This is a genomic window from Mycobacterium sp. SMC-19, assembly GCF_045310815.1.
Lineage (GTDB): Bacteria > Actinomycetota > Actinomycetes > Mycobacteriales > Mycobacteriaceae > Mycobacterium.
This window is the reverse complement of the sequence record NZ_JBJIAM010000003.1, coordinates 371,664-395,942: the sequence shown is the minus strand read 5'-3', so window position 1 is coordinate 395,942 and position 24,279 is coordinate 371,664. Positions and strand designations below refer to the sequence as shown.

Annotated in this window: 32 protein-coding genes; 4 read left to right on the top strand and 28 right to left on the bottom strand. The window is 67.1% G+C overall.

What is annotated here, in order from left to right; all coding sequences use genetic code 11:
• The 13 genes from ACJH5R_RS09460 to ACJH5R_RS09400 form a co-directional block, all read right to left on the bottom strand.
• Positions 1-306, bottom strand: coding sequence for a DUF732 domain-containing protein (locus tag ACJH5R_RS09460; RefSeq protein WP_308484241.1), 306 nt, complete (start codon positions 304-306; stop codon positions 1-3).
• A gap of 87 nt (positions 307-393) precedes the next feature.
• Complete coding sequence (gene sppA, locus ACJH5R_RS09455; RefSeq protein WP_406781800.1) at positions 394-2,166, bottom strand: signal peptide peptidase SppA; 1,773 nt, start codon at positions 2,164-2,166, stop codon at positions 394-396.
• 101 nt (positions 2,167-2,267) lie between these two features.
• The gene (gene rplO, locus ACJH5R_RS09450) at positions 2,268-2,708 is read right to left on the bottom strand and encodes a 50S ribosomal protein L15 (RefSeq protein ID WP_406757749.1); all 441 of its coding nucleotides are present in this window, start codon (positions 2,706-2,708) and stop codon (positions 2,268-2,270) included.
• Positions 2,705-2,887, bottom strand: a complete 183-nt coding sequence (gene rpmD, locus ACJH5R_RS09445; protein WP_019738973.1) for a 50S ribosomal protein L30 — start codon at positions 2,885-2,887, stop codon at positions 2,705-2,707. The genes rplO and rpmD overlap by 4 nt, the downstream gene beginning before the upstream one ends.
• Before the next feature lie 2 nt (positions 2,888-2,889).
• Positions 2,890-3,585 (bottom strand): 30S ribosomal protein S5, encoded by a 696-nt coding sequence (rpsE, locus tag ACJH5R_RS09440; RefSeq protein ID WP_406757750.1) that lies wholly within the window; start codon positions 3,583-3,585, stop codon positions 2,890-2,892.
• 34 nt (positions 3,586-3,619) lie between these two features.
• Positions 3,620-4,027: a 50S ribosomal protein L18 gene (gene rplR, locus ACJH5R_RS09435; RefSeq protein WP_406757751.1), complete on the bottom strand. Its 408-nt coding sequence runs from the start codon at positions 4,025-4,027 to the stop codon at positions 3,620-3,622.
• Positions 4,028-4,029: 2 nt separating this feature from the next.
• A complete protein-coding gene (gene rplF, locus ACJH5R_RS09430; protein WP_046188194.1) occupies positions 4,030-4,569 on the bottom strand; it encodes a 50S ribosomal protein L6 in 540 nt (179 codons plus the stop codon).
• Positions 4,570-4,582: 13 nt separating this feature from the next.
• Positions 4,583-4,981, bottom strand: a complete 399-nt coding sequence (gene rpsH / locus ACJH5R_RS09425; RefSeq protein ID WP_013830245.1) for a 30S ribosomal protein S8 — start codon at positions 4,979-4,981, stop codon at positions 4,583-4,585.
• A 19-nt stretch (positions 4,982-5,000) separates the two neighbouring features.
• Entirely contained in the window at positions 5,001-5,186 is a 186-nt protein-coding gene (locus tag ACJH5R_RS09420; protein WP_024440399.1) for a type Z 30S ribosomal protein S14, read from the bottom strand.
• A gap of 2 nt (positions 5,187-5,188) precedes the next feature.
• Positions 5,189-5,752 carry a 50S ribosomal protein L5 gene (gene rplE, locus ACJH5R_RS09415; RefSeq protein WP_046285615.1) on the bottom strand — a complete coding sequence of 188 codons (564 nt, stop codon included), beginning with the start codon at positions 5,750-5,752 and terminating at the stop codon, positions 5,189-5,191.
• Between the two features lie 2 nt (positions 5,753-5,754).
• Positions 5,755-6,072, bottom strand: a complete 318-nt coding sequence (gene rplX, locus ACJH5R_RS09410) for a 50S ribosomal protein L24 (RefSeq protein WP_046188192.1) — start codon at positions 6,070-6,072, stop codon at positions 5,755-5,757.
• On the bottom strand, positions 6,073-6,441 hold the full coding sequence (gene rplN, locus ACJH5R_RS09405; RefSeq protein ID WP_024440402.1) for a 50S ribosomal protein L14: 369 nt from the start codon (positions 6,439-6,441) through the stop codon (positions 6,073-6,075).
• 215 nt (positions 6,442-6,656) lie between these two features.
• Positions 6,657-7,586: a DUF4436 domain-containing protein gene (locus tag ACJH5R_RS09400; protein WP_406757752.1), complete on the bottom strand. Its 930-nt coding sequence runs from the start codon at positions 7,584-7,586 to the stop codon at positions 6,657-6,659.
• Positions 7,587-7,763: 177 nt separating this feature from the next.
• Here ACJH5R_RS09400 and pstS point away from each other — a divergent pair, with 177 nt between their 5' ends.
• On the top strand, positions 7,764-8,885 hold the full coding sequence (gene pstS, locus ACJH5R_RS09395; protein WP_406757753.1) for a phosphate ABC transporter substrate-binding protein PstS: 1,122 nt from the start codon (positions 7,764-7,766) through the stop codon (positions 8,883-8,885).
• A 79-nt stretch (positions 8,886-8,964) separates the two neighbouring features.
• Here the strand turns inward: pstS and ACJH5R_RS09390 are convergent, their stop codons facing one another.
• From ACJH5R_RS09390 to ACJH5R_RS09380, 3 genes are read right to left on the bottom strand one after another with little or no spacing between them, the layout of a single operon-like run.
• A complete protein-coding gene (locus ACJH5R_RS09390) occupies positions 8,965-9,846 on the bottom strand; it encodes a formylglycine-generating enzyme family protein (protein ID WP_406757754.1) in 882 nt (293 codons plus the stop codon).
• Positions 9,847-9,850: 4 nt separating this feature from the next.
• Positions 9,851-12,199, bottom strand: coding sequence for an arylsulfatase (locus tag ACJH5R_RS09385; protein ID WP_406757755.1), 2,349 nt, complete (start codon positions 12,197-12,199; stop codon positions 9,851-9,853).
• Positions 12,200-12,237: 38 nt separating this feature from the next.
• Entirely contained in the window at positions 12,238-13,182 is a 945-nt protein-coding gene (locus ACJH5R_RS09380) for a LysR family transcriptional regulator (protein ID WP_406757756.1), read from the bottom strand.
• Between the two features lie 456 nt (positions 13,183-13,638).
• Here ACJH5R_RS09380 and ACJH5R_RS09375 point away from each other — a divergent pair, with 456 nt between their 5' ends.
• Positions 13,639-14,676: a hypothetical protein gene (locus ACJH5R_RS09375; protein ID WP_406757757.1), complete on the top strand. Its 1,038-nt coding sequence runs from the start codon at positions 13,639-13,641 to the stop codon at positions 14,674-14,676.
• A gap of 136 nt (positions 14,677-14,812) precedes the next feature.
• Positions 14,813-16,018, top strand: coding sequence for a type VII secretion protein EccE (gene eccE / locus ACJH5R_RS09370; protein ID WP_406757758.1), 1,206 nt, complete (start codon positions 14,813-14,815; stop codon positions 16,016-16,018).
• Positions 16,019-16,092: 74 nt separating this feature from the next.
• Here eccE and rpsQ read toward each other — a convergent pair whose 3' ends face one another.
• Genes rpsQ through rpsJ form a run of 11 tightly spaced genes read right to left on the bottom strand, consistent with a single transcriptional unit; the run spans position 16,093 to position 21,600 of the window.
• Positions 16,093-16,410, bottom strand: coding sequence for a 30S ribosomal protein S17 (gene rpsQ, locus ACJH5R_RS09365; RefSeq protein ID WP_067969775.1), 318 nt, complete (start codon positions 16,408-16,410; stop codon positions 16,093-16,095).
• Complete coding sequence (gene rpmC / locus ACJH5R_RS09360; protein WP_047318355.1) at positions 16,410-16,652, bottom strand: 50S ribosomal protein L29; 243 nt, start codon at positions 16,650-16,652, stop codon at positions 16,410-16,412. The genes rpsQ and rpmC overlap by 1 nt, the downstream gene beginning before the upstream one ends.
• The gene (gene rplP / locus ACJH5R_RS09355) at positions 16,652-17,068 is read right to left on the bottom strand and encodes a 50S ribosomal protein L16 (RefSeq protein WP_406757759.1); all 417 of its coding nucleotides are present in this window, start codon (positions 17,066-17,068) and stop codon (positions 16,652-16,654) included. The genes rpmC and rplP overlap by 1 nt, the downstream gene beginning before the upstream one ends.
• A gap of 2 nt (positions 17,069-17,070) precedes the next feature.
• Positions 17,071-17,913 (bottom strand): 30S ribosomal protein S3, encoded by an 843-nt coding sequence (gene rpsC / locus ACJH5R_RS09350; protein WP_406757760.1) that lies wholly within the window; start codon positions 17,911-17,913, stop codon positions 17,071-17,073.
• The gene (gene rplV, locus ACJH5R_RS09345) at positions 17,913-18,509 is read right to left on the bottom strand and encodes a 50S ribosomal protein L22 (protein ID WP_406757761.1); all 597 of its coding nucleotides are present in this window, start codon (positions 18,507-18,509) and stop codon (positions 17,913-17,915) included. Before rplV ends, rpsC begins: the two co-directional genes overlap by 1 nt.
• Positions 18,506-18,787, bottom strand: coding sequence for a 30S ribosomal protein S19 (gene rpsS / locus ACJH5R_RS09340; protein ID WP_024440412.1), 282 nt, complete (start codon positions 18,785-18,787; stop codon positions 18,506-18,508). Before rpsS ends, rplV begins: the two co-directional genes overlap by 4 nt.
• A 17-nt stretch (positions 18,788-18,804) precedes the next feature.
• Positions 18,805-19,641 (bottom strand): 50S ribosomal protein L2, encoded by an 837-nt coding sequence (gene rplB / locus ACJH5R_RS09335; RefSeq protein WP_067969766.1) that lies wholly within the window; start codon positions 19,639-19,641, stop codon positions 18,805-18,807.
• 27 nt (positions 19,642-19,668) lie between these two features.
• Entirely contained in the window at positions 19,669-19,971 is a 303-nt protein-coding gene (rplW, locus tag ACJH5R_RS09330; protein ID WP_024440414.1) for a 50S ribosomal protein L23, read from the bottom strand.
• Complete coding sequence (gene rplD, locus ACJH5R_RS09325; RefSeq protein ID WP_406757762.1) at positions 19,971-20,627, bottom strand: 50S ribosomal protein L4; 657 nt, start codon at positions 20,625-20,627, stop codon at positions 19,971-19,973. The genes rplW and rplD overlap by 1 nt, the downstream gene beginning before the upstream one ends.
• Complete coding sequence (rplC, locus tag ACJH5R_RS09320; protein ID WP_406757763.1) at positions 20,627-21,280, bottom strand: 50S ribosomal protein L3; 654 nt, start codon at positions 21,278-21,280, stop codon at positions 20,627-20,629. The genes rplD and rplC overlap by 1 nt, the downstream gene beginning before the upstream one ends.
• Before the next feature lie 14 nt (positions 21,281-21,294).
• Entirely contained in the window at positions 21,295-21,600 is a 306-nt protein-coding gene (gene rpsJ, locus ACJH5R_RS09315) for a 30S ribosomal protein S10 (protein WP_003883485.1), read from the bottom strand.
• Positions 21,601-22,063: 463 nt separating this feature from the next.
• Between rpsJ and ACJH5R_RS09310 the strand changes: the two genes are divergently transcribed.
• Positions 22,064-22,537, top strand: a complete 474-nt coding sequence (locus ACJH5R_RS09310; RefSeq protein WP_406757764.1) for a hotdog fold domain-containing protein — start codon at positions 22,064-22,066, stop codon at positions 22,535-22,537.
• Between the two features lie 87 nt (positions 22,538-22,624).
• Here ACJH5R_RS09310 and ACJH5R_RS09305 read toward each other — a convergent pair whose 3' ends face one another.
• The gene (locus tag ACJH5R_RS09305) at positions 22,625-24,277 is read right to left on the bottom strand and encodes a carboxylesterase/lipase family protein (RefSeq protein WP_406757765.1); all 1,653 of its coding nucleotides are present in this window, start codon (positions 24,275-24,277) and stop codon (positions 22,625-22,627) included.
• Positions 24,278-24,279: the final 2 nt, after the last annotated feature.

Below are 24,279 nucleotides of genomic sequence, written 5' to 3'. Positions count from 1 at the left end.
CTACATGTACTGCGGGCAGTAGTGCGCCGTGGAGATCGCGGCGAACTGGCCGGCCGTCTGAATGGTGAAGCCCGGGTTGGTGGTCTGCACTGCCACGACGGTGTCCATCGGCGACAGTCCCGCGTCCATCAGCTGGCAGACGGCGTGGCCGGCCGAGACGGTGGCATCGTCGTTGGCCCGGTGACTGAGTCCGGCACCGTTCAAGGTGGCCAGGAACTGCCCATCGATACCGGTCGGCGCGGCGTTGGCGGGAGCGGCCAGGCCGACCATCGCGCTCAGACCTGCCAGCAGCAGTAACCGTTTCATGGCTCTAAGGATGGCCGGGACCCGTTAAAAACGTGTTACCGAGCTTTTACTGTCGCGAAGAGAATTGTTGATTCTGGGTTACGCGCTTTACCAGCGCGGCTCCCCCATCCACAGCACGTGCGCCCCGTTGACCGAGCGTTCGACCTGGTCGACGACCCCGGTCAGGGACCGCACCAGCAGGTTGCCGACCGCATCGGACAGCGCGGCTGCCGGCTGTGACGACTGGCGCGGCCGGACGAACTCCCACAACGACGAGCCGGGGTAGGACACGGTGCGGACCTGCGCGTCCGCGTCGAGTCCGGCCAGCTCCTTGGCGCGGCGCACCGCCGCGCGCAGCCCGCCCAGCTCGTCGACCAGCCCGCGTTCGGCCGCGTCTGCGCCGGTCCACACCCGCCCGCGCGCCACCGCGTCGACCGCGTCGGTGGACAGGTTGCGGCCTTGGGCCACCCGCGCCACGAAGTCGTTGTAGAACAGATCGGCTTCGGTCTCGACCTGTCCTTGCTGCTCGGCGGTGAACGGGGCGTTGATCGACCAGGCGTCGGCGTTGGCCCCGGTGCGCACCGAGTCGGTGCCGACGCCCAGGCGGTCCTTGAGCTGACGGGCGACCAGTTTGCCGGTCACCACCCCGATGGATCCGGTGATGGTGCCGGGGTTGGCCACGATGGTGTCGGTGCCCGCGGAGATGTAGTAGCCACCGGAGGCCGCGACAGCGCCCATCGAGGCCACCACCGGCTTGCCCGCATCGCGGGCCTGCTGCACCGCCCGCCAGATGGTTTCCGACCCGGTGACCGAGCCACCGGGGCTGTCCACCCGCAGCACGATCGCGGCGACCTCGTCATCGGCGGCGGCCTCGCGCAGCGCCGCGGCGATCGTGTCGCCACCGACATTGCGGTTGCCCAGCGGCGACAGCTGCGGCCCGCCCGAGCCACTGACGATCGCCCCGGACACCGTCACCACCGCGATCGCCGGCTTGGGCTTGCGCCCCGGCAGGGTGGGTCCCGATCCGCCGGCCGTGGCGTGGGCATAGCGCCCCAGGTACAGGCGCGGTGGCGCGCCGTCGTCGTCGGCGCCGGCGGTGCCCTCGGCGCCGGCCAATTCGGCGATCCGGTTGTAGGCCTCGTCACGGAATCCGATCCGGTCGATCAGACCCGACTGCAGAGCGTCATCGCGCAGCAGCGGCGCCTTGTCGGCCAGGGTGTCGATGACGCCGGCGTCGAGCTTGCGGGACTCGGCCACGGCCGCGCGCACCTGAGCGTGCAGGCTCTCCACCAGGGCGGTGTCGGCCTCGCGGTGCGCATCGGTGTAGGAGTCCTGGGTGAACAGGTTGGCCGCCGACTTGTACTCGCCCCGGGCCACGAACTGCGCCTCGATGCCGGCCTTGCCCAGCGCACTGCGCAGGAAGGTCGCATTGGTGGCGAATCCGATCAGCCCGACCGTCCCCGACGGCTGCATCCAGACCTCACCGAATGCCGAGGCCAGGTAGTAGGACAGCGTGCCTGGGTAGGTTTCGGCCCACGCCAGCGACGGCTTGACGGCGGCGAACTCGGCGATGGCAGCCCGCAGCTCCTGCACCGGCCCGGCGGCCGCCGACGACAGCTGCACGCGCGCAATCAGTCCCGCGACCCGCGGGTCTTCGGCGGCCCGGTGGATGGCGGCCACCACATCACGCAACACCGGGGGGCGACCACCGGAACGGATCAGGGCCAGCGGGTCGAAAGCCCCGGTCTCGTGGGGCAACTCCTGCAGGTCGAGTTCGAGGATGACGCCGTTGGGCACGCCGTGGTGGCGAGCCGTGTCGATGCGGCGCGCGACGCCGCGCAGGTCGTCCAGGCCGGGCACGCCGGTCAGCAAGGAGAACATGATTTTGAGCCTACCGGCGCCGGCGGACATGCCCACCAGACGCAGAATCGCACCCCACCGAGGAGGTGGAGTGCGATTCTGTAGCTTCGCAGAGACAGTCCCTACAGCTCGGTGGCGGAGCCTCCGGCTGCGGTGATCTTGTCCCGGGCGCTGCCGCTGAACTTGTGCGCGGTGACGTCGACCTTGACGGTCAGCTTCCCGTCGCCGAGCACCTTGACCAGCGTGTTCTTCCGGACGGCACCCTTGGCGACCAGTTCGTCGAGACCGATGGTCCCGCCTTCGGGGAACAGCCGGCTGATGTCGCCGACATTGACGACCTCGTACTCGGTGCGGAACCGGTTGCGGAAGCCCTTCAGCTTGGGCAGCCGCATGTGGATCGGCATCTGCCCACCCTCGAACCGGACCGGCACGTTCTTGCGTGCCTTGGTGCCCTTGGTGCCACGGCCCGCGGTCTTACCCTTGGAGCCTTCACCGCGACCGACGCGGGTCTTCTTGGTGTTCGACCCGGGCGCAGGGCGCAGGTCGTGCAGCTTGATGGTCATTCTGCTTCCTCCACTTGCACGAGGTGGTGAACAACCCGGATCAGCCCACGGGTCTGGGGGTTGTCCTCACGCACCACCGACTGGCGGATCTTGCGCAGGCCCAGGGTGCGCAGGCTCTCGCGCTGCTTCCAGCGTGCACCGATGGTGCCGCGGACCTGGGTGATCTTCAGGTTTGCCATGATTACGCCGTGCCTTCCCGCGCCGCGGCGGCAGCCAGAGCTTCGCTCTCACGACGAGCCTTGAGCATCGCGGCCGGCGCAACGTCTTCGATGGGCAGGCCGCGTCGGGCCGCCACCTCTTCGGGACGCTGCAGCATCTTCAGCGCGGCAACAGTGGCGTGCACCACGTTGATCGCGTTGTCGCTGCCCAGCGACTTGGACAGGATGTCGTGCACGCCCGCGCATTCCAGCACGGCACGCACCGCGCCGCCGGCGATCACACCGGTACCGGGGCTGGCCGGGCGCAGGAACACCACACCGGCGGCGGCTTCACCCTGCACCGGGTGGGTGATGGTGCCACCGATCAGCGGGACCCGGAAGAAGCCCTTGCGAGCCTCCTCCACGCCCTTGGCGATCGCGGCGGGCACTTCCTTGGCCTTGCCGTAGCCGACGCCGACCAGCCCGTGGCCGTCGCCGACGATCACCAAAGCGGTGAAGCTGAACCGGCGGCCACCCTTGACCACCTTGGACACCCGGTTGATCGCGACGACGCGCTCCAGGTAGTTGCTCTTGTCGCCGTCACGGTTGTCGCGGCCGCCACGGCCGCCGTCGCGGCCACCACGTCCACCCCGGTTGTCACGGTTGTCGCGCCCGTCGCTGCGGTGGGCACTGCCCGTGTCGGGACCTGCCGAGGAGGCCCCTGTCGGCTGCTCCGCCATCATGCGGTCCTTCCAGTCATCTTCACGTCAGTCATCAGAAGTTCAATCCGCCCTCGCGCGCTGCGTCTGCCAGCGCCGCGATACGCCCACCGTAGGTGTAGCCACCGCGGTCGAACACCACGTTCTCGACGCCGGCGGCCTTGGCACGCTCAGCGATCAGCTGGCCGACCCGCACACTGTGGGCCTTCTTGTCGCCGTCCACACCCCGCACGTCGGCCTCGATCGAGGACGCCGCAGCCACGGTGTGACCAGCGAGGTCGTCGACCAACTGGACGTGGATGTGCCGCGAGGAGCGGTGCACGACCAAGCGGGGACGCTCGGCGGTGCCGGACACCTTCTTGCGCAGCCGCGCGTGCCGACGAATCCGGTGGGTGCGCCGAACCTCGGAGATGTTCTGCCCGACGGGTTTGCGGTCCGGGGTGCCTGTTTGTGATTGCGCCATGACTACTTACCTGTCTTTCCGACCTTGCGGCGAACCTGCTCACCCTCGTAGCGCACGCCCTTGCCCTTGTAGGGGTCGGGGCGACGCAGACGGCGGATGTTCGCCGAGATCTGGCCGACCTTCTGCTTGTCGATGCCCGAGACGGAGAACTTGGTGGGCGTCTCCACCGCGAAGGTGATGCCCTCCGGAGCCTTGATCAGCACCGGGTGGCTGTAGCCCAGCGCGAACTCCAGGTCGCTGCCCTTGAGCGCGACGCGGTAGCCGACGCCGAAGATCTCCATCTTGCGGACGTAGCCCTCCGACACACCGGTGACCAGGTTGGCCAACAGGGTGCGGCTCAGGCCGTGCAACGACCGGTTACGCCGGTCGTCGTCCGGCCGGGTCACCACGAGGGCGCCGTCATCGTTGCGAGCAACGTTGATCGGCTCCGCCACGGAGAGCTCCAGGGTGCCCTTGGGCCCCTTGACCGATACGTTCTGACCATCGATGGTCACGTCGACCCCGGCGGGAACCGGGACCGGTTGCTTACCAATACGCGACATGTCTGCTACTCCCTCACCACACGTACGCGAGGACTTCGCCGCCCACGCCCTGCCTGGCCGCCTGACGGTCGGTGAGCAGACCCGAGGACGTGGAGATGATCGCCACGCCCAGGCCGCCGAGCACCCGTGGCAGGTTGGTCGACTTTGCGTAGACCCGCAGGCCCGGCTTGGACACCCGGCGCAGACCGGCGAGGCTGCGCTCCCGGTTCGGGCCGTACTTGAGGTTGACCACCAGCGCCTTGCCCACCCGGGCGTCTTCGACGTGGTAGTCGGTGATGTAACCCTCGCGCTTGAGGATCTCGGCGATGTTCGCCTTGATCTTCGAGTGCGGCAGGGTCACCTCGTCGTGGTACGCCGAGTTGGCGTTACGCAGACGGGTCAGGAAGTCCGCGATCGGATCCGTCATAGTCATTTAGGCTGCTCCTCCACCCTCACCAGCTGCTCTTCTGCACACCGGGCAGCTCGCCGGCGTGCGCCATTTCGCGCAGGCAGATTCGGCACAGGCCGAACTTGCGGAGCACCGCGCGCGGGCGGCCGCACTTGTTGCAGCGGGTGTAGGCGCGCACCGCAAACTTGGGCTTGCGGGCCGCCTTGATAACCAACGCCTTCTTAGCCATGGTCAGTTCTCCTTGAACGGAAAGCCGAGAGCCCGCAGTAGCGCTCGTCCTTCGTCGTCGTTGGTCGCCGAAGTGACGACGGTGATGTTCATCCCCCGCGGACGGTCGATGGAGTCCACATCGATCTCGTGGAACATCGACTGCTCGGCCAGCCCGAAGGTGTAGTTGCCGGAACCGTCGAACTGCTTGGCCGACAGCCCGCGGAAGTCGCGGATACGCGGCAGAGCGATCGAGGTAAGCCGGTCCAGGAACTCCCACATCCGGTCACCGCGCAGGGTGACCCGGGCACCGATCGGCATGCCCTCGCGCAGCTTGAACTGTGCGATGGACAGGCGGGCCTTGCGAATCTCCGGCTTCTGGCCGGTGATCGCGGCCAGGTCGGTGACCGCGTTGTTGATCAGCTTGGCGTCCCGGGCGGCTTCGCCGACACCCATGTTCACCACGACCTTCACCACGCCCGGGATCTGCATCACGTTGGCGTAGTTGAACTCTTTGTTGAGCGCGTCCCGGATCTCCTCGCGGTAGCGCACCTTCAGCCGGGGCTGGATCTTTTCTGCAGTCGTCATCTCTAGATGTCCTTGCCGTTGCGCTTGGAGACGCGAACCTTCTTGCCGGACTCGGCGTCCACCCGGTAACCGATCCGGGTGGGCTGTCCGTCGGAGTCGACGACCATCACGTTGGAGACGTGGATCGGGGCCTCTTGCGTGACGATCCCGCCTGAGGACGCACCGGCCTGGTTGGCCGAGTTCGCGACGTGCTTCTTGATCCGGTTGACGCCCTGGACCAGCACGCGGTTGCGGGTGGGGAAAGCCTGCAGGACCTTGCCCTTGGCGCCCTTGTCCTTACCGGCGATGATCAGGACGGTGTCGCCCTTGTGGACCTTCATCTACAACACCTCCGGTGCCAGCGAGACGATCTTCATGAACTTCTTCTCGCGCAGCTCGCGACCGACCGGCCCGAAGATGCGGGTGCCGCGCGGGTCGTTGTCGGCCTTGATGATCACGGCCGCGTTCTCGTCGAACTTGATGTAGCTGCCGTCGGCGCGGCGACGCTCCTTGACGGTGCGCACCACGACGGCCTTGACGACATCACCCCGCTTGACGTTGCCGCCCGGGATGGCGTCTTTGACGGTTGCGACGATGACATCACCGATGCCTGCGTATCGCCGCGACGAGCCGCCGAGCACCCGGATGCACAAGATCTCCTTGGCGCCGGTGTTGTCGGCGACCTTCAACCGCGATTCCTGCTGAATCACCAGATCTCCTAAATAATCGAGTCGACGCCCGGCACGCCAAGTGGCATGCCGGATTCTCCCCGGTCGTGCATTGTCTTCTTCATTGCCGAAGTGCACGCAGGGCCAACTTGCGCTGGCCGAGGTCTGCTGACGGCAACCCCTAGAGCTTAGGTGACGGATCCCGCAACACCAAATTGCTGGCCAAGCCGGGCGGAGAAGGGCCGGCGCGGGCGGCCTCAGTCGTCCCCTTGCCGCACCCAGGCGTAGATGAACAGACCCATCGCGGCCGCCAGCGCGATCAGCACCCACTGGACGATTGCCTGGTCGATCCAGGAGCCCGGCGGCGGGGCGCCGGGAAGGATGTTGCGCAGCGGGATGATGGCGAACAGGTTCGCGGCGTACCAGGTGGCGAATGGGGGCAGAAACTTCCGCCGGCCCATCGCCATCGGCACGGCCACGATCAGCGCCAGGGTGGGCAGGCTGATCAGGACCAGGCAGATTCCGAGGTCGAAGATCAGCGGCCCCCTGGCGCGCTGGATCTTGAGCACCACCGCGGCATCGGCATCCCCGCGCTGGTTTCGGGTCCGGCTGGCGTCATGCACCCGAGCGACGCTGGCGTCCCAGCCGTCCAGCGATCCGGTGACCTCCACTCGGGCGGGCAGCCGCCTGCGGTCTTCGCCGGTCCCGACGAACACATCGGCCGACAGCTCTTCGGTGGTGTAGGTGTCGAAGGGCCAGTTTCCGGGGGCGCCGTACGCCTCGATGGTCGTGCTGACCCGGGCCGGCGCATCCCCTTCGGGAAAGTGGAGGTCCCCCAGATCGTTCGGGGGATACAGGCGCACCGCAAGCTCGGTGTTCAGCACGTCGAAGCGCTTGTCGTACAACGCCTCTCCGGGATGGACGAGTACATCCACCGCGAGTCGATTGGCGACCGGGTTCAGCTCCTGAAGGCGCACCTGCACGATGGTGTCTTCCGGATTCGCCGCGCTCAGATCCAGCGGCGGCAGCGGATTGTCCGATCTCTGCAGCGTGTGGACGCCGAACAGCGATGACGCATATGCCACAACGATCGCGGCCAGGATCACCGCGCCGGTCAAGTAGCGCGGCCTTTGGCGCCGCTTCGCCGCCGCAGTGCCGGCCGCGCCTGATTGGGGCTCAGTGGTCATCGGCAGTCAGGGTAGCGAACAGCGGCGCCGACCGCGCCGAGCAGCAGATGTCCCGAAACACGCTGGCCAGCAAGCGTATCGGAATCCGATCTAACTAGCTCAGACGTCACTCTCCGCCCGCACCCCGTTTACCTACTGTTCGGCAATATGCGGGTTTCGGTTGTTATACACACGGCCATGAATCGTTTTCGGGCTGTCGCAACCCGAACGCCGGCCGTGGCCGCCGGCATCCTGCTGACTGCCGGCGCAGTGGCACTGTCGGCGTGCAGCGTTCCCCATATGACGCTGGCCTACGCCAGTGAACTGGTGACGTGCGGGGGCAAGACAGATCTGAAGGCCAGTGGTTCGACCGCGCAGGCGCACGCGATGGCCGAGTTCGTCGGTGTCTACCGCGCCGCCTGCGTTGATCGCACACTCGACTACACCGCCAACGGGTCGGGCGCCGGCATCGCCGACTTCCTGGCTGGAGAAACCGATTTCGCTGCGTCCGACTCACCCCTGAGCGCCGAGCAGCGGGAGCTGGCCAAGCAGCGTTGTGGCGGTGCGGACGCCTGGCACCTACCGATCGCGTTCGGGCCGATGGCCATCACCTATAACCTGCCCGAAGTCGACTCGCTGGTACTCGACGCGCCCACCATCGCCAAGATCTTCAACGGCAGCATCACGCGCTGGGACGATCCGGACCTCGTCGCACTCAACGGGCCCATGCCTGCCCAGGACATCCGTGTCGTTTACCGCAGCGACTTGTCCGGCAGCACCGAGAACTTCCAGGCCTACCTGCGGGCCGCATCCGGCGGGGTCTGGGACAAGGGCGCCGACAAGACCTTCAACGGTGGCGTCGGTGTGGGCGCCAAAGGCAACGACGGCACCGCCGCGATGGTGCGCACCATCGAGGGTTCGATCAGCTACAACGAGTTGGCTTTCGCCATGGACCAAGGACTTTTCGCCGCCGAGATCAAGACCCCGGCCAGCCGCAAGTCCAAGCGCCCGGTGCGCATCGGAGCCGACTCCGTGGGCAAAACCATCGCCGGCGCGACGATCACCGGAAGCGGCAACGATCTCGTGGTCGATATCTCGTCGTTCTACAACCCGACCCAGGGCGACGTGTACCCGATCGTCTTGGCCGGTTACGAGATCGTCTGCTCGAAGTATCCCGACCCCGCCGTGGGCCAGGCGGTCAAGGGCTTCCTGCAGGCGGCCGCCGGCCTGGGCCAGGCCAATCTGAACAAGCAGGGCTATATCCCGCTGCCACCGGACTTCCAATCACGGGTTTGGGCGGCCATCGACGCCATCTCCTAAGGCGCCCGGCATTTGTCGCCAGCGTGCGTGTTTGCACAGCGACACGCCGCGCCAGGACGTACAGACGTGCACGGTCGCGCTAGCTCTGTCCGTCTGTCGCGCAACGAAACCCGATGTGGCTGGTGGCAGTGTCCTGCGACTGCGGGGACCGGGCCGCCGGTCGGTAACGATGGCAATACTCCGGCGCGCACAGGTGCGATCCGCCTTTGAGGGTCTGACTGATACCCGGGTCGGCTGGGCCGACGGGAGCGCAGCAGGACTTCGGCGGCGCTGGCCGGTCCTGGAGCCGATGATGGGCCGAGAACTCGGTGGTCGTCCACTCCCAGACGTTGCCGATCATGTCGACCAGCCCCCAATCGTTCGGTGGAAACGTCCCCACCGGCGACGTCCCGGCCCAGCCCCGTGCACCGTCGTTGCGGTACGGAAAGTCGCCCTGCCAGGTGTTGGCCATCAACGCACCGCCCGGCTTCTCCTCCTCCCCCCACGCATAGGTGCTCACGCGCCCGGCGCGGGCCGCGTACTCCCACTCGGCTTCGGTCGGCAACCGCCGCCTGGCCCATCGGGCGTAAGCGGCCGTGTCGGGATAGGCCACCTGGACCACCGGGTGATCCGGCTTGTCCTCGACCGTGCTGTCCGGTCCGAACGGGTGTCGCCAGCTGGCGCCGGGGACCCACCGCCACCATTGCCGCCAGTCGCGCAGGTCGACCGGCCCGTCAGTGGGCTGAAACACCAGGGCGCCCGGCTCGGCGTCGCCGTAGTGCGCGGGATCGAGTTCCTGCTCGGCGAGGGTCACATACCCGGTTGCGGCGACGAATGCGGCGTACTGCGCATTGGTCACCGGATGGCGCTCCAGCGCGAACGGCTGCACCGCCACGCTGTGAATGGGCGCCTCTTCGGGATAGAAACTCGTCGAGCCCATCCGGAACACCCCGGCCGGGATCTCGACGAGGTCCGTCAGCATCACATCAGTCCCGCGAAAACGCTGCCGCGATAGTTCTTTTCACATCCAGGTAGGGCTCGCCGCTGACATCCACCGCGACGTCCGCGATGGTCCCACCGGTGAAGGCGAACGGTGCACGGTACGCCGACGACACCGCCTGGCCGGTATTGCGCCCGACGCTGACTCCACCGCCGGCCAACGCGAACGCGCCCGGCTGGGCGACCATGCCCGGCAAAGTGGCGATCACCGTGTCGTCGATGTACAACGAGGCCTCGCCGACCGGCGTGTGAGCGCCCTCGACGGTTCCGGTGCGCTCGAACCGCACGCCGAAAACATGCCGGCCCAACGGAATCGGATCGGGCGAGGACAGCCACTGTTCACGCTCGCCGAGGAAGTTGTAGACGTAGTGCAGCCGGCCACCCTGCACGAACAGCGCATGCCCGCCGTGCCGGGCGCCCTGCTTGAACAGCACTCCCTGCGCGTCGGCCGAATCCACCGTGACACGGGCCAGGACCGAAAATGACCGGCCACGAAGCTCCACGCAGGCCCCCAACGGCACCTCGGCGGTGTGGGGGTAGTAGGTGTAGCCGGTACGGTCGCCGGACAGGTAAGGCCGCTGCCTGCTGGTCATTTCGAAGATGTTCAAGTCGGCGAGCGGCAGCCCGTTGTACTTTTCGGCCTCGGCGAACCACATCGCCTTGAGTTCTTCGAGTTTCTCGGGATGTTCTGCAGCCAGGTCGTGGCACTGACTGCGGTCCTCGGCGAGGTGGTAGAGCTCCCACCGGTCGTCGGTGAAGTGACTCCATCCCGATGGGGTCGCCGCATGCACGGTGTTGGCGAACCAGCCGCGATGCCAGATCCCGCGGGTGCCCAACATCGTGTAGTACTGGGTGTGCTTGCCGGTATCTGCGGCCGGATCCACCAGCGCTGCTTTGAAGCTCACGCCTTCCAGTGGACGCTGGGCTATGCCGCGCACGGTTGCTGGCGGTTCGATGCCGAGCAGGTCGTAGACCGTCGGGGTCACATCGCACACGTTGACATAGGTGTCACGAACCTCGCCACGCGCGGCGATTCCGTTGGGCCAGCTGACGATCGCGGGATCGGCTATGCCGCCTTCGTGGGAGGCGTAGCGCTTGTAGAGTTTGTAGGGCGTGTTGAACGCCATCGCCCACCCGACCGGGTAGTGGTTGTAGGTTTCCGGACTGCCCAGCTCGTCGAAGAGCTTCATCGCCTCTTCGACGGTGTCGATGTAACCGTTGAAGAACTTGTTCTCGTTGGGCGACCCGTTCGGTCCACCCTCGCCGCTGGCACCGTTGTCGGAGATCACCACGACGATGGTGTTGTCGAGTTGCCCGGATTCCTCCAGGTAGTCCAGGATGCGGCCGATCTGGGCGTCGGTATAGCTCTGGAATCCGGCGAACACCTCAGCCATCCGGGCGAACAGCCGCTGCTCGGCGTCATCGAGGCTGTCCCACGGGCGGACCGTGTCCAGCAGTGGCCAGGGCTGGCCGTCGGCACTGGTGACACCGGCATAGGGGTTGATCTCGGAGAGTTCGGTGTCTTCCGGCACCAACCCCAGCTTCTTCTGGTTGGCCAGCACGATCTCCCGGTACTGTTCGTAGCCCATGTCGAAGCGTCCGGCATAGCGGTCGGCCCATTCGGCGAACACATGGTGCGGGGCGTGCCCGGCGCCGGGGCAGACATAGCCGAACCAGGGCTTTCCGGGCGCGATCGTCTGAGCGTCCCGGATGAATTCGATTGTCTTGTCGGCGATGTCCTTGGAAAGGTGGTAGCCGTCCTCGGGCGTGGCCGGCGGTGCGACCGGATGGTTGTCATAGACCAGATCCGGGTACCACTGGTTGGTCTCGCCGCCCATGAAACCGTAGAACCGTTCGAATCCGCGCTGGGTGGGCCAGTGCCGCCGGGCGCCGGCCATGTTGGACTCTTCCAGCGGGGTCAGGTGCCACTTGCCGACGCAGAAGGTGTTCCATCCCTGCTCGGCGAGAACCTCACTGAGTAGGGCGGTTTCGAATGGGATACGCCCGCTGCAGTTGGGAAAGCCGTCGGTGAACTCCTCGATGGTGGCCATGCCGACGCTGGTGGCGTTCCGCCCGGTCAGCAGCGACGCTCTGGTCGGGGAGCACAGTGCGGTGGTGTGGAACTGAGATAACCGGACGCCACGCTCGGCGATCCGGCTCATGGTGGGCATCTCCACCAGTCCGCCGAAGCAGTCCCAGGTGGCGATGCCGGTGTCGTCCCAGACCAGGTACAGCACGTTGGGCGCCCCCTCGGGGGCGGTGGGCGCAGCGAACGGCCCCCAGTCCGGCTCGGAATCCCGGATATCGAGACTGACCTTGCCCGTGAATTCCACCATCGCTCACTCCGTCGTCGGCCCCCGGAACGGATGAGACACTACCGGCCCGGTGCCGAAGCGGCAGCCTTTGAAGCCGGGGGCCGCTCGGGCGCGCCCGATGGACGATTGTCCCCCGCCCCCGCCGACACCAGCTCGCCGAGAAACGCCGCGGCCGCAGGCGAAGGTGCCCGCTCGATCGGGGTGATCAGTGCGAGTTCACGCGGGATCACCGGATCGGTCGCCACCCCGACCAGCTGATCCGACTTCGCCACCAAGGCCGGCGGCAGGAAGGCGACGCCGAGGCCCGCAGCGACCAGATCGACCAGGTCGAGCGGACTGTTGGATTCGGCGCAGACGGTTCGGACAAATCCGAGCTCTGCGCAGACGCCATCGATGTGCAGTCGGGTCCGCAAGTCCGCCCGGCGCTCGACGAACTCGCGATCGCGCAGTGCGGCCAGAGCGACGACGGCACTGCGGGCGAGCGGATCGTCGCGGCGCACCGCCAGCACCAGCGGTTCGATTCCCAAGGGCAGGTCCTTGACTCTGCTGTCGTCGTATGGCCTGCTGACTAGGGCCAGGTCCAGGTCGCCATCGGCGGTCGCCTGCACCAGTGTGTCGATGGGATCGTGCCGCAGGGTGATGTCGATGCGCGGGAAGCGTCGGTGATATCGCGCCAGCAGCCCCGGCAGACCGACGGTGCTCAGTCCCTGGATGACCCCGATACTCAGCCGCCCGCACAACACCCCCCGGACCGCGTCGACGGCGGCTCGCGCATGGTCGGCGGCAGCCAGGGCGTTCTGTGCATCCGGCAGGAGCGCCAGTCCAGCCGTGGTGAGGTCGACGCGGCGATTGTTGCGGACCAGCAGCGCGGTACCGAGTTCCTGCTCCAAGCTGCTGATCGACGCGGACAGGGTGGACTGCACCACGTGAACCTTCGCAGCCGCCCTGGTGAAGTGCAGCTCCTCGGCGACAGCGACAAAATGTTTCAACTGCCGCAGCTCCATAGCGATCAGTGTGCCGCCCAGCTCGGTTTGGTCAAATCGAATGTTGGCCTACCCCAACACGATTACTTGGAGCTGGCTGAGACAAAACCTCAGTAGAAACTGTCCTTAGTCACAATTCCTCTGCCGCAATAACTTACATCGCCGCCTTTACGTGCATCGATCGACGATGGCGATTCTCTACATTGAGATTAACTGTTGAAATATCCGCCCGCAGGGGTGGTGACGGCGTCGCCGACCCGTTAGCGTCTGACGAGGATGCCAACGGGGGGTTGAGAAGCAGTCGCTGGCATCCGGACATCCGTTGTCGCCCAACACTATCGCCGCTACAACAACATCTCAGCCGGATTTGTCGTGCGCGTAACGCGGGACGACGGACGATGTTCAGCTCTTCCCGGCATGTTCGATGGGGAGCATTCAGGACCGGGACCATCCACGTACGGAAGGAACGTACCGAAAATGAATCGTCGGATCATCTTGTCGGCCGGTGGGGTCACCGCCGGTCTACTCTCGACCACATTCCTGCCCGCGACAGTCGCTTTCGCCGACAACGGGGTCGGCGCGGCCGGAAATGTCGGCAGTACCGCGATTCCAGTCGACCTGGCGAGCAATGTCGCCGGTACCGGCGCAACAGGAGCGTTGGGCGACGCCGGTGCCCTCGGCCCGGACGGGTCCACGCCCACCCCTGCCCCGCTCGGCGATCTCGGCGCGCTGACACCCACGGCGGGCACCCCCAGCCCGCCGACCCTCGGCGACACCGGGGCGATCCCGCCGATCGCCGGCACACCCGACGCCACGCCCGCCGGCACACCCGATGCCACGACCAGTGACGTCACGCCCGGTACCGGCGATGGGTTCACCATCGGCGACACCACCTTCAACCCCGTGCAGGCCGACGGGTCAGAGGGCTTCACTCCGCTCAGCCCGCTGTTCAGCGCTCCGCCGTTGTTCCAAGTCGGCGAGGGCGACCAGTCGTTCGACGTCTCCAGCGGTACCGGGAGCGGCGCCACCGACCTGGGCACCGTGACCGCCAGCGAGAATGTCACGAACCTCTTCGGCGGTATCCACAACACGCAGTTCACCATCACCGACGTGGACCCGGCCTCCGGTGCGACCGCCTCGGACCTTCCCGCGGTGGGAACGGTGTATGACGTGATGAACTTCGGCAACGGGTTCGAGAACGTCTACACCGATATCCCCGGGGCGGACGGCGCCGCCAACTCCATCACCGACACGCTGTCGACTCCGTTCGGCGACTTCAACATCCCGACCGATTTCGACGCGGCCGGGCTCCTGGATCCGGGCGAGGCATTCGGGATGTCCGCGATGGGCGCCGATGCCACGGGTGGTGCGGCCGACGCCGCTTCCGCAGCGGCGGGCAGCGCAGCCGACGCAGCCGGTGGTGCGGCGGACGCCGCCGGCGGCGCGGCCGACCTCGCCGGGGGCCTCCCGGACATCTCGGGCATGTTCGATCCGTCGGACCTCTTCGGAATCTGACCCGCGTCACAAGCCGAACATCCCAGGTCCACCCTCGCACCCCGGGCCTGGGATGTTTGGCTCGGTGATTCAGTGGGTAGCCCGGTCACCGCACACTTCATGGAAGTTCTGGGGGAACCATGAGTTGGACACATCGATGAGGGCGCAGCATTCGTTGGGGCTGAATCTGTCCTGGCTGCGCGTGACCACGGTGTTTCTGATCGACATCGGCATCTTGTGGGTAGCAGGTCATTGGCCGGCGCAGCTCGGGCCGGCCGAGCGCGCATGGTGGCCGGCGGTCGGCCTTGCCGCGGTGCTCACCACGGCCGCGTTGATCACGCACCGCCGGGTACCGCTGACGGCGATCGTGCTGGCGCGGCTGTTCGATCGGTTTGCCACGCCCGCGGCGTTTCTCACCGAAGGCTGTACGCCCGGCTTCGACCACCGCCGCCGCTACAGCCGCGACGTGGTGGGCGTGCGCGAATATCGCGGCCGGCTGGTCTCGGTGATCGCCATACCCGCCATGCCCGCCACCCCGGCCGAAGCGGCTGGGCGGCATCGCCGCGTCTCGGCCCCGGTACCGGCACCGACGCTTCCCGCGGCGCTCGTCGCCGCCGGCCTGCGGCAGTTCGACGTGCGCCTGGATGGGATCGACATCGTGTCAGTACGAACGTGCGATTCCCCCGACGACGAACACACCGACGACGACGCAGCGGCGGCCGCCGGGACCGGCTGCCCTGGGCCGCAAGACAACTGGCTGATCCTGCGGATGGATCCGATGCACAACACCGAGGCGGTGGCTGTTCGCGATTCAGTAGCAGCGACCCTGGCCGTAGCCACCGAACGCCTGGCACGAGACCTCTGCGAACGTCACCTGGACGCGCGCATCCTGTCGGCCCATGAGTTCGACCAGGTCGATGCGGCGCTGCTGGCGGGCCTGCAGCCCACCCAGATCCGCCGACGTCGCCGCCGACTGAAGCAGAAAGAGCCCAAGGGGCCCAAGCACTTCGCGGCCACGTTCTGGATGTCGCCGCGAGACATCTCCACGGAGAACCTGGAACGGCTGTGGCTGCCTGAGACCGACACCACGGCGGTCACGGTCCGCCTGACACCGCGTCAGCGCAACACCGACGTCGCCGTGCTGGTGCGCTACCACAGCGCGAGCAGATTACGCCGGAACACCTCGTCCGGATTGAACCGGCTCAACGGCCGACAACTGACGGCCCTGCGGACAAGTCTGCCGACGCCGACACAACGCACACTGGTGGTGCCGGCCCGTGCGCTCAACGGCCAGGAGTCACTGCAGGTTCCGCTCGGTCCGACCGCGCCGCAACCAGTGGCGCGGGTCAAGGTGCCGGCCTAAGCCGCACCCGACCCCAGAAACGACGAAGCCCCGCGACCCAGGTCGCGGGGCTCTGTCGTTACTACGTCGCCGTACTACTTGGCCTTCTCAAGGATCTCGACCAGGCGCCAGCGCTTCGACGCCGACAACGGACGGGTCTCCATCAGCGACACGCGGTCGCCGATGCCGGCCGTGTTGTTCTCGTCGTGCGCCTTGACCTTCTTGGTGGTCCGGATGATCTTGCCGTACAGCGGGTGCCGCACACGGTCTTCGAGCTCGACGACGATGGTCTTCTCCATCTTGTCGCTGACCACGTAGCCGATCTGGGTCTTGCGGCGGCCCCGCACCGTCTCCGTGCGCGGGGTGTGCTTGGCACCCTTCTCCGCGGCGTTAGCCTTTGCAGCCTGTGCCATTACGATGCCTCGCCTTCAGAACCAGCGGGACCGGACGCCAGGCCCAGTTCCCGTTCGCGCAACACGGTGTAGATGCGCGCAATCTGGTGGCGCACCGTGCGGAGCCGACGGTTGTTGGTGAGCTGCCCGGTCGCCATCTGGAAACGCAGGTTGAACAGCTCTTCTTTGGACTCGCGCAACTGCTCGACGAGCTCGTCGGCGTTAAGCTCGCGCAGTTCGCCAGCGGTAACTCCCACTGCCATCAGAACTGCTCCTCTCGGGTGACGATGCGCGCCTTGATCGGCAGCTTGTGGATCGCCCGGGTCAGTGCGGCGCGGGCAATGGCCTCATTCGGGTAGCTCAGCTCGAACAGCACCCGACCCGGCTTGACGTTGGCGACCCACCATTCCGGCGAACCCTTACCGGAACCCATGCGGGTCTCGGCGGGCTTCTTGGTCAGCGGACGGTCCGGGAAGATGTTGATCCACACCTTGCCGCCACGCTTGATGTGCCGGTTGATGGCAATACGAGCCGACTCGATCTGCCGGTTGGTGACGTAGGCGTGCTCCAGTGCCTGGATGCCGTACTCACCGAACGTCACCGCGGTGCCGCCGCTGGCGATACCGCGCTGCTTGGGGTGGTGCTGCTTGCGGTGCTTGACCCTACGGGGAATCAACATGATTAGCTCTCCGTGCTCTGCGTTTCCACTGCGACGGGAGCGGTCTCGGTGACCGTTTCCGCAGCAGCGGTGTTCTCAGTGCTCTCAGCGGCCCGCCCGGCGTCGGTGCTGGTCGCGGTGGTACCCGAGGCGCCGCTGCGACGCGGACGGGTGCCCGACGGCCGCTCCCGGCGCGGACGGTCGGCCGACGGTGCGGCAGCGGCCAGCTCGCGCTTGCCACCAACGATGTCGCCCTTGTAAATCCAGACCTTCACGCCGATCCGGCCGAAGGTGGTCTTCGCCTCGTACAGCCCGTAGTCGATGTCGGCGCGCAGCGTGTGCAGCGGCACCCGACCCTCACGGTAGAACTCCGAGCGGCTCATCTCGGCGCCGCCGAGACGGCCCGAGCACTGCACCCGGATTCCCTTGACGTTGGGCTGACGCATCGCCGACTGGATCGCCTTGCGCATCGCCCGACGGAACGCCACACGGTTGCTCAGCTGCTCGGCCACGCCCTGGGCTACCAGCTGCGCCGTCGACTCCGGGTTCTTGACCTCGAGGATGTTCAGCTGCACCTGCTTGCCGGTCAGCTTCTCCAGGTCGGCACGGATCCGGTCGGCCTCGGTACCGCGGCGGCCGATGACGATGCCGGGCCGGGCGGTGTGGATGTCGACGCGAACCCGGTCACGGGTGCGCTCGATCTCGACGTCGGCGATGCCGGCGCGCTCGAGGCCACTGGACAGCAGGCGGCGGATCGCCACGTCTTCCTTGACGTAATCCGCGTATTGCTTGTCGGCGTACCACCGCGACTTCCAGTCGGTGGTGATCCCGAGCCGGAAGCCGTGCGGGTTGATCTTCTGGCCCATTACTCCGAGCCCTCCTTCGCGTCGGACGTCTCAGGCGCCTTCTTGGTTGCCGCCTTCTTGGCGGGCGCCTTCTTAGCCGCCGCTTTTTCAGTCGTCTTCTCAGCAGCCTTGGCCGCGGAAGCCTTCTTGGCCGGTGCCTTCTTGGCCGGCGCCTTCGCGCCCGCCTCGGAGGCGGCCTTGCTGGCCTGTGCACGACGCGCCCGGGTGGCACCGGCGGACTGCGCCGAACCTCCGCCGGAGGACGGCCGGCTCTCCACCACCACAGTGATGTGGCTGGTGCGCCGACGGATCCGGTACGCACGCCCCTGGGCGCGCGGCTTGATCCGCTTGGCGGTCGGGCCCTCGTCGGCGTAGACCGTCGCCACCACCAGGGTGGACGGGTCCAGACCGTCGTTGTTCTCGGCGTTGGCCGCCGCACTGGCGATGACCTTGGCCAACGGCAGGCTGGCCTGCTGCGGCGCCCAGCGCAGGATGTCCAGCGCTTCAGTCACCGACTTGCCGCGCACCAGGTTGATCACCCGGCGCGCCTTACTGGCCGAGATACCCACATGGCGGGCCTTGGCGACAGCGGACGGAAATTCAGTCGTAACGCTCACCGGCGCTTAGCCTTCCGGTCGTCTTTGATGTGTCCCTTGAAAGTGCGCGTCGGAGCAAACTCGCCGAGCTTGTGCCCGACCATCGACTCGGTGACGAAAACCGGGACATGCTTGCGGCCGTCGTGAACGGCGAACGTGTGCCCGATGAAGTCCGGGATGATCGTCGACCGACGTGACCAGGTCTTGATGACCTGCTTGGTGTTCTTCTCGTTCTGAACGTCGACCTTCTTGAGCACATGCTCGTCGACGAACGGACCCTTCTTGAGGCTGCGTGGCATCGCTTTCCCTCCGATTCCTAGCGCTTCTTGCCGGTGCGCCGGCGTCGGACGATGAGCTTGTCGCTGGGCTTGTTCGGCCGGCGGGTGCGACCCTCCGGCTTGCCCCACGGGCTGACCGGGTGCCGGCCGCCGGAGGTCTTGCCCTCACCACCACCGTGCGGGTGGTCCACCGGGTTCATCACCACACCACGGACGGTCGGGCGCTTGCCCTTCCACCGCATACGGCCGGCCTTACCCCAGTTGATGTTGGCCTGCTCGGCGTTGCCCACCTCGCCGACAGTGGCGCGGCAGCGCACGTCGACACGGCGGATCTCACCCGACGGCATACGCAGCGAGGCGTAGGCGCCTTCCTTGCCCAGCAGCTGAATGCTGGAGCCAGCGGAGCGGGCCATCTTGGCGCCACCCCCCGGGCGCAGCTCCACGGCGTGCACCAGGGTGCCCGCGGGGATGTTGCGCAGCGGCAGGTTGTTACCGGGCTTGATGTCGGCGTTGGCGCCCGACTCGACCACGTCGCCCTGCGACAGACCCTGCGGGGCGATGATGTAGCGCTTCTCGCCATCCAGGTAGTGCAGCAGTGCGATGCGGGCGGTGCGGTTCGGGTCGTACTCGATGTGTGCGACCTTCGCGTTGACGCCGTCCTTGTCGTGGCGACGGAAGTCGATCACGCGGTAAGCACGCTTGTGACCGCCACCCTTGTGCCGGGTGGTGATCCGGCCGTGGGCGTTACGCCCACCGTGGCCGTGCAGCGGCCGAACCAGCGACTTCTCCGGGTGAGAGCGGGTGAGCTCAGCGAAATCGGAGACGCTGGCACCGCGACGACCGGGGGTCGTCGGCTTGTACTTGCGGATTCCCATGTCAGTTAGATCTCTCTCTCACTCCGGTCAGGCCGGTGCGGCGAACAGGTCGATCGGCTTGCTGCCGGGCGCCAGAGTCACAATGGCGCGCTTGGTGTCTTTGCGCTTGCCGTAGCCGGTCCGGGACCGCTTGCGCTTACCCGGCCGGTTCGCGGTGTTCACCGACGCAACCTTGACCGCGAAGATCTTCTCGATCGCAATCTTGATCTGCGTCTTGTTCGTGTCGGGGTGGACCACGAACGTGTACACGTTGTTCTCGATCAGCCCGTAGGACTTCTCGGAGATGACCGGCGCGAGGATGATGTCGCGGGGGTCGGTGATGGTCGCCATCAGGCCGAAACCTCCTCGGTTTTGGCGGTGTGAGCCTCGATGTAGGAGTTCAGAGCCTCAACGCTGAACACCACGTCGTCGGCACGCAGCACATCGTGGGTGTTGAGCTGGTCCGCGGACAGGATGTGCACACCCGGCAGGTTGCGCACGCTCTTGGCGCCCGTCTCGTCGGCCCGGCCGATGACCACCAGCACCTGCTTGCGGTCGGTGATCGAGCCCAGGAACGCCTTGGCGTCCTTGGTCGACGGGGTCTGACCGGTCACCAGCTCGGTGACCGCGTGGATCCGGCCGTTACGAGCCCGGTCCGACAACGCTCCGCGCAGGGCGGCGGCGATCATCTTCTTCGGGGTGCGCTGGCTGTAGTCACGCGGCTTGGGGCCGTGCACCACACCACCACCGGTGAACTGCGGTGCCCGAGTCGAACCCTGACGGGCCCGGCCGGTTCCCTTCTGCCGGTAAGGCTTACGGCCACCGCCGCTGACCTCACCGCGGGTCTTGGTGGAGTGCGTACCCTGACGGGCCGCAGCCAACTGAGCGATCACCACCTGGTGCATGAGCGCAATGTTGGCGGGAGCGTCGAACAGCTCGGCGGGCAGCTCAACCGAGCCACTCTTCTTGCCGTCCGGAGTCTTGACGTCAATCTTGATGCCGGCCATTACTTCTCACCCTTTTTGATCGCGCTGCGGACCAGAACCAGCCCACCGTTGCGGCCCGGAATGGCGCCCTTGATCAACAGCACACCGTTCTCGGCGTCCACCTTGTGGACCACCAGGTTCTGGGTGGTGACACGGTCGTTACCCATCCGGCCCGACATCCGGGTGCCCTTGAACACCCGGCCGGGGGTCGAGCAGCCGCCGATCGAACCCGGCCGGCGGTGCACGGCCTGGGCGCCGTGCCCGGCGCCCTGACCGCGGAAGCCGTGCCGCTTCATGGTGCCGGCGAAGCCCTTACCTTTGGAGGTTCCGGTGACGTCGACGTAGCTGCCGTCGGCGAAGATTTCTGCGGTCAGCTCCTGACCGACCTCGTACGCGGCCGCGGCGGCCTCATCGTCGAGCCGCAGCTCGGCGAGGTGACGGCGGGGGTTCACACCCGCGGCGGCGTACTGACCGGTGACCGGCTTGTTCACCTTGCGGGGGCTGATCTCGCCGTAAGCGAGCTGGACGGCGCTGTAGCCGTCGCGCTCGGGGGTACGGATGCGGGTCACCACGTTGGGCCCGGCCTTGACGACCGTGACCGGCACGACCTTGTTGTTCTCGTCGAACACCTGCGTCATGCCCAGTTTGGTACCCAAAATACCTTTGCGTGCCATGGTTTTCGGTGCTCCTACTGAATGTTGACGTCGACGCTGGCCGGCAGATCGATGCGCATCAAGGCGTCAACGGTCTTCGGCGTGGGATCGAGGATGTCGATCAGCCGCTTGTGGGTGCGCATCTCGAAGTGCTCCCGCGAGTCCTTGTACTTGTGCGGGGACCGGATGACGCAATACACGTTCTTTTCGGTCGGCAGCGGCACCGGGCCGACTACGGACGCACCGGTACGAGTGACCGTCTCAACGATCTTGCGCGCCGAGGCGTCAATCGCCTCGTGGTCGTAGGCCTTGAGCCTGATGCGGATCTTTTGTCCCGCCACGCTTCTGCTACCTCACTCCTGCAAAGGGGGTCCGTTTTTCGAACCCTTACGTGCCCCAGCTCGTCTGTACCTTTTAGGACCCGTGAGTCCGGTGTCGACACTTCGCTGGGCGCTGCCGCCGCTGTTTACCTGTCCTGGTCCACCGGTCCCCGCGGTCGGGCGTGTCGCCCTCACGCGGTCCCGTGCACGGTGAAAAAGCTCCGTACGGCGAGAATGGGACCGGATGCGCCCGGGTGGGCGCTGGTCGTATGCCCGGCCAGGGACAACCCCGGCGCAGGCGAACCTGAATAGTATGCCCCAGATCGGGTCAGCGGCCAAATCCCCGCGGTTTAGCGAGGCTCGACGAAGGAGAGCCGGCACTGGGACCGCGGCATCAACCCAGCGATAGCGCTCGCGGGGCTTCGGACCAGCCGCCGCCGAGCGGTCCGGCGGCCGACCTTACTTGCCGGTAAGGTAGCTCAACGTGACCGGATCTACCAGTACTTATCAGACATGGCGACGGCTGGCGGGCATCCCCGGCGGGACCCGGCTGTTCTCGGCCGCGGCGATGGCCCGGGTCCCTTACTTCGCCTCGGTGCTGCCGCACGTGGTCCGGATGGAACCCGGGCTGGCCGAGGTGCTGGTGCCCAAGTGGCCGTTCGTCTACAACCACCTGCACACGGTGCACGCGATCGCGTCCTGCAACGCTGCCGAAGTCGCGATGGGGATGTTGATGGAGGCCACCGTGCCGCGCAGCCACCGCTGGATCCCCAAGGCGATGAACGTGGCCTACCTGGCCAAGGCGACGACGTCGTTGCGGGCGACGGCCCGGCTGGACCCACCGGACTTCAGTGCGATCACCGAAGGCACCGAGGTGGTGGTGCCGGTCAGCATCACCGACAAGGCCGGCATCGAGGTGGTGCACGCCGACATCACCACCTGGGTCACGCCGGCCTGATTTCTGTCGCGAGCGTGAAGATGGCCTCACGCTCGAGCGCCGAACGTGAAGATGGCTTCACGCTCGGCGCGGATCAGGGCTCGCGGGTCAGCTCCGCACCGTCGCCCAGAAGTCGCACTGATGCGCGGCGGCGTAGTCGGTGATCATCCGGCTGCCGTCGGTGCGCAGTGACATCCACCGCCGGTCGGGCCCGTTTCCGATAGCGGGCCAGTCAGGTTGGTCGACGGCGATCGGTGCACCGGTCACGACGAACCCGGTCCAGTACTCGATCATCTGGTCGGACAACCGGCGCTGCGCGGGATCGAGCGGCGGGGCACCACCGATATCGAAGAGGTAGCGCATCTCCAGCGAGTGCGTGGCGCCGATCGGGAAGGGCACCTGGTCGAACAACTCCGGGGCGGGCGCGTGCGGGTCGTCGAATTCATAGCCGTACACCGGCGCGCCGGCGACCAGGCCGCGGGCCATCCGGTCGGCCAGGCAGGCGAAGATGTCGTCGGTAGCGGCGGCGGCATAGGCCAGCGAGACGCTGCCGGCGAACCGGCCCGGCGGATAGTGCTCGGCCACCGCGGCGGCGGAGTCACGTCCGAACGTGTCGCCGAGTTCGTCGGGGTATTCCGCGGCGGTGATCTCCTGCCCGACGCGTAGATACCGCAGCGCGACGAACAGTGCGAACTCGTCCCGGTTGACCCCGAGCAGTACCGGCTTACCCGCGGGGCCGCCCTCGCCCGGAGGTTCCCGGAACACCCGCACCGGATCCTTGGGCAGCAGCGCGGTTCCGATCACCGGGCCGCTGAGGTGATCGGTGCCGAACCGTGAGTACCACAGCGGCTTGGCCAGCCGGTCGGGCGGCAACGCCCGCAGGCACGACGCGATCTGCTCATCGGGGTCCTGCGGCGCGGTGGCCCGGTCGCCGCACCCCAGGGATTCGGTGTATTCGCGGCTGATCCGCTGCGCGTCGGGCACCTCGACCTGGGCCTGACACGGGCCGCTTTGAATGATCGCGGCCCGGAACAGGCCCGCCGAATCCGGGGCAGCCAGGTGGTCACAGACCGACATGCCGCCGGCGGACTCACCGGCGATGGTCACCTTGTCCGGGTCGCCGCCGAATTCGTCGATGTTGTCGCGAACCCAGCGCAGCGCCGCCTGCTGATCGGCCAGCCCGTAATTGCCGGGGTTCCCCAGCGCGGGGTCGGCCAGGAATCCGAGCGCGCCCAGCCGGTAGTTGATGGTGACGACGATGATGCGTCCGCGGACGGCAAGCCGTTGCGCGTGGTAGATGTCGCCGGCGCCCCGCATGAAACTTCCGCCGTGGATCCACACCATGACCGGCAGCGGCTCGGCGGCCGAGCCGGTCGGCGTCCACACGTTGAGCGTCAGGCAGTCTTCGCTGATCGGATCCACGTCGGCGGCATCCGGCTGAACGCACCAGGGTCCACGCTTGACCGCGTCACGCACACCGGGCCATGCCGGCATCGGCGCCGGCGGCTGCCACCGCAGCGGCCCAACCGGCGGAGCGGCGTACGGGATCCCTTGAAACAGCCGGTGATCCGGCCCGACGGTGCCTTTCAACAGCCCGGATCCGGTCCGCACCACGTCGGCATTGAGCGCGACCGCGCGAGGGCCCACGCTCGAGTGGGACGCCGCGCCGTCCGAGCGCGCGCACCCGGCTGCCAACACCGCAGTCAGCGCCAGCACAACGGCGCCGACCCTGCGAGGCCAGCGGCACGATCCGATCGACATGA

Excerpts from the sequence above, each read along its gene's own strand:
- ACJH5R_RS09460 (WP_308484241.1), bottom strand. The coding sequence starts at position 306 with ATGAAACGGTTACTGCTGCTGGCAGGTCTGAGCGCGATGGTCGGCCTG.
- sppA (WP_406781800.1), bottom strand. The coding sequence starts at position 2,166 with ATGTTCTCCTTGCTGACCGGCGTGCCCGGCCTGGACGACCTGCGCGGC.
- rplO (WP_406757749.1), bottom strand. The coding sequence starts at position 2,708 with ATGACCATCAAGCTGCACGACCTGCGCCCTGCGCCCGGGTCGAACACC.
- rpmD (WP_019738973.1), bottom strand. The coding sequence starts at position 2,887 with ATGGCAAACCTGAAGATCACCCAGGTCCGCGGCACCATCGGTGCACGC.
- rpsE (WP_406757750.1), bottom strand. The coding sequence starts at position 3,585 with ATGGCGGAGCAGCCGACAGGGGCCTCCTCGGCAGGTCCCGACACGGGC.
- rplR (WP_406757751.1), bottom strand. The coding sequence starts at position 4,027 with ATGGCGCAATCACAAACAGGCACCCCGGACCGCAAACCCGTCGGGCAG.
- rplF (WP_046188194.1), bottom strand. The coding sequence starts at position 4,569 with ATGTCGCGTATTGGTAAGCAACCGGTCCCGGTTCCCGCCGGGGTCGAC.
- rpsH (WP_013830245.1), bottom strand. The coding sequence starts at position 4,981 with ATGACTATGACGGATCCGATCGCGGACTTCCTGACCCGTCTGCGTAAC.
- ACJH5R_RS09420 (WP_024440399.1), bottom strand. The coding sequence starts at position 5,186 with ATGGCTAAGAAGGCGTTGGTTATCAAGGCGGCCCGCAAGCCCAAGTTT.
- rplE (WP_046285615.1), bottom strand. The coding sequence starts at position 5,752 with ATGACGACTGCAGAAAAGATCCAGCCCCGGCTGAAGGTGCGCTACCGC.
- rplX (WP_046188192.1), bottom strand. The coding sequence starts at position 6,072 with ATGAAGGTCCACAAGGGCGACACCGTCCTGATCATCGCCGGTAAGGAC.
- ACJH5R_RS09400 (WP_406757752.1), bottom strand. The coding sequence starts at position 7,586 with ATGACCACTGAGCCCCAATCAGGCGCGGCCGGCACTGCGGCGGCGAAG.
- pstS (WP_406757753.1), top strand. The coding sequence starts at position 7,764 with ATGAATCGTTTTCGGGCTGTCGCAACCCGAACGCCGGCCGTGGCCGCC.
- ACJH5R_RS09390 (WP_406757754.1), bottom strand. The coding sequence starts at position 9,846 with ATGCTGACGGACCTCGTCGAGATCCCGGCCGGGGTGTTCCGGATGGGC.
- ACJH5R_RS09385 (WP_406757755.1), bottom strand. The coding sequence starts at position 12,199 with ATGGTGGAATTCACGGGCAAGGTCAGTCTCGATATCCGGGATTCCGAG.
- ACJH5R_RS09380 (WP_406757756.1), bottom strand. The coding sequence starts at position 13,182 with ATGGAGCTGCGGCAGTTGAAACATTTTGTCGCTGTCGCCGAGGAGCTG.
- ACJH5R_RS09375 (WP_406757757.1), top strand. The coding sequence starts at position 13,639 with ATGAATCGTCGGATCATCTTGTCGGCCGGTGGGGTCACCGCCGGTCTA.
- eccE (WP_406757758.1), top strand. The coding sequence starts at position 14,813 with ATGAGGGCGCAGCATTCGTTGGGGCTGAATCTGTCCTGGCTGCGCGTG.
- rpsQ (WP_067969775.1), bottom strand. The coding sequence starts at position 16,410 with ATGGCACAGGCTGCAAAGGCTAACGCCGCGGAGAAGGGTGCCAAGCAC.
- rpmC (WP_047318355.1), bottom strand. The coding sequence starts at position 16,652 with ATGGCAGTGGGAGTTACCGCTGGCGAACTGCGCGAGCTTAACGCCGAC.
- rplP (WP_406757759.1), bottom strand. The coding sequence starts at position 17,068 with ATGTTGATTCCCCGTAGGGTCAAGCACCGCAAGCAGCACCACCCCAAG.
- rpsC (WP_406757760.1), bottom strand. The coding sequence starts at position 17,913 with ATGGGCCAGAAGATCAACCCGCACGGCTTCCGGCTCGGGATCACCACC.
- rpsS (WP_024440412.1), bottom strand. The coding sequence starts at position 18,787 with ATGCCACGCAGCCTCAAGAAGGGTCCGTTCGTCGACGAGCATGTGCTC.
- rplB (WP_067969766.1), bottom strand. The coding sequence starts at position 19,641 with ATGGGAATCCGCAAGTACAAGCCGACGACCCCCGGTCGTCGCGGTGCC.
- rplW (WP_024440414.1), bottom strand. The coding sequence starts at position 19,971 with ATGGCGACCATCACCGACCCCCGCGACATCATCCTCGCGCCGGTCATC.
- rplD (WP_406757762.1), bottom strand. The coding sequence starts at position 20,627 with ATGGCCGGCATCAAGATTGACGTCAAGACTCCGGACGGCAAGAAGAGT.
- rplC (WP_406757763.1), bottom strand. The coding sequence starts at position 21,280 with ATGGCACGCAAAGGTATTTTGGGTACCAAACTGGGCATGACGCAGGTG.
- ACJH5R_RS09305 (WP_406757765.1), bottom strand. The coding sequence starts at position 24,277 with ATGTCGATCGGATCGTGCCGCTGGCCTCGCAGGGTCGGCGCCGTTGTG.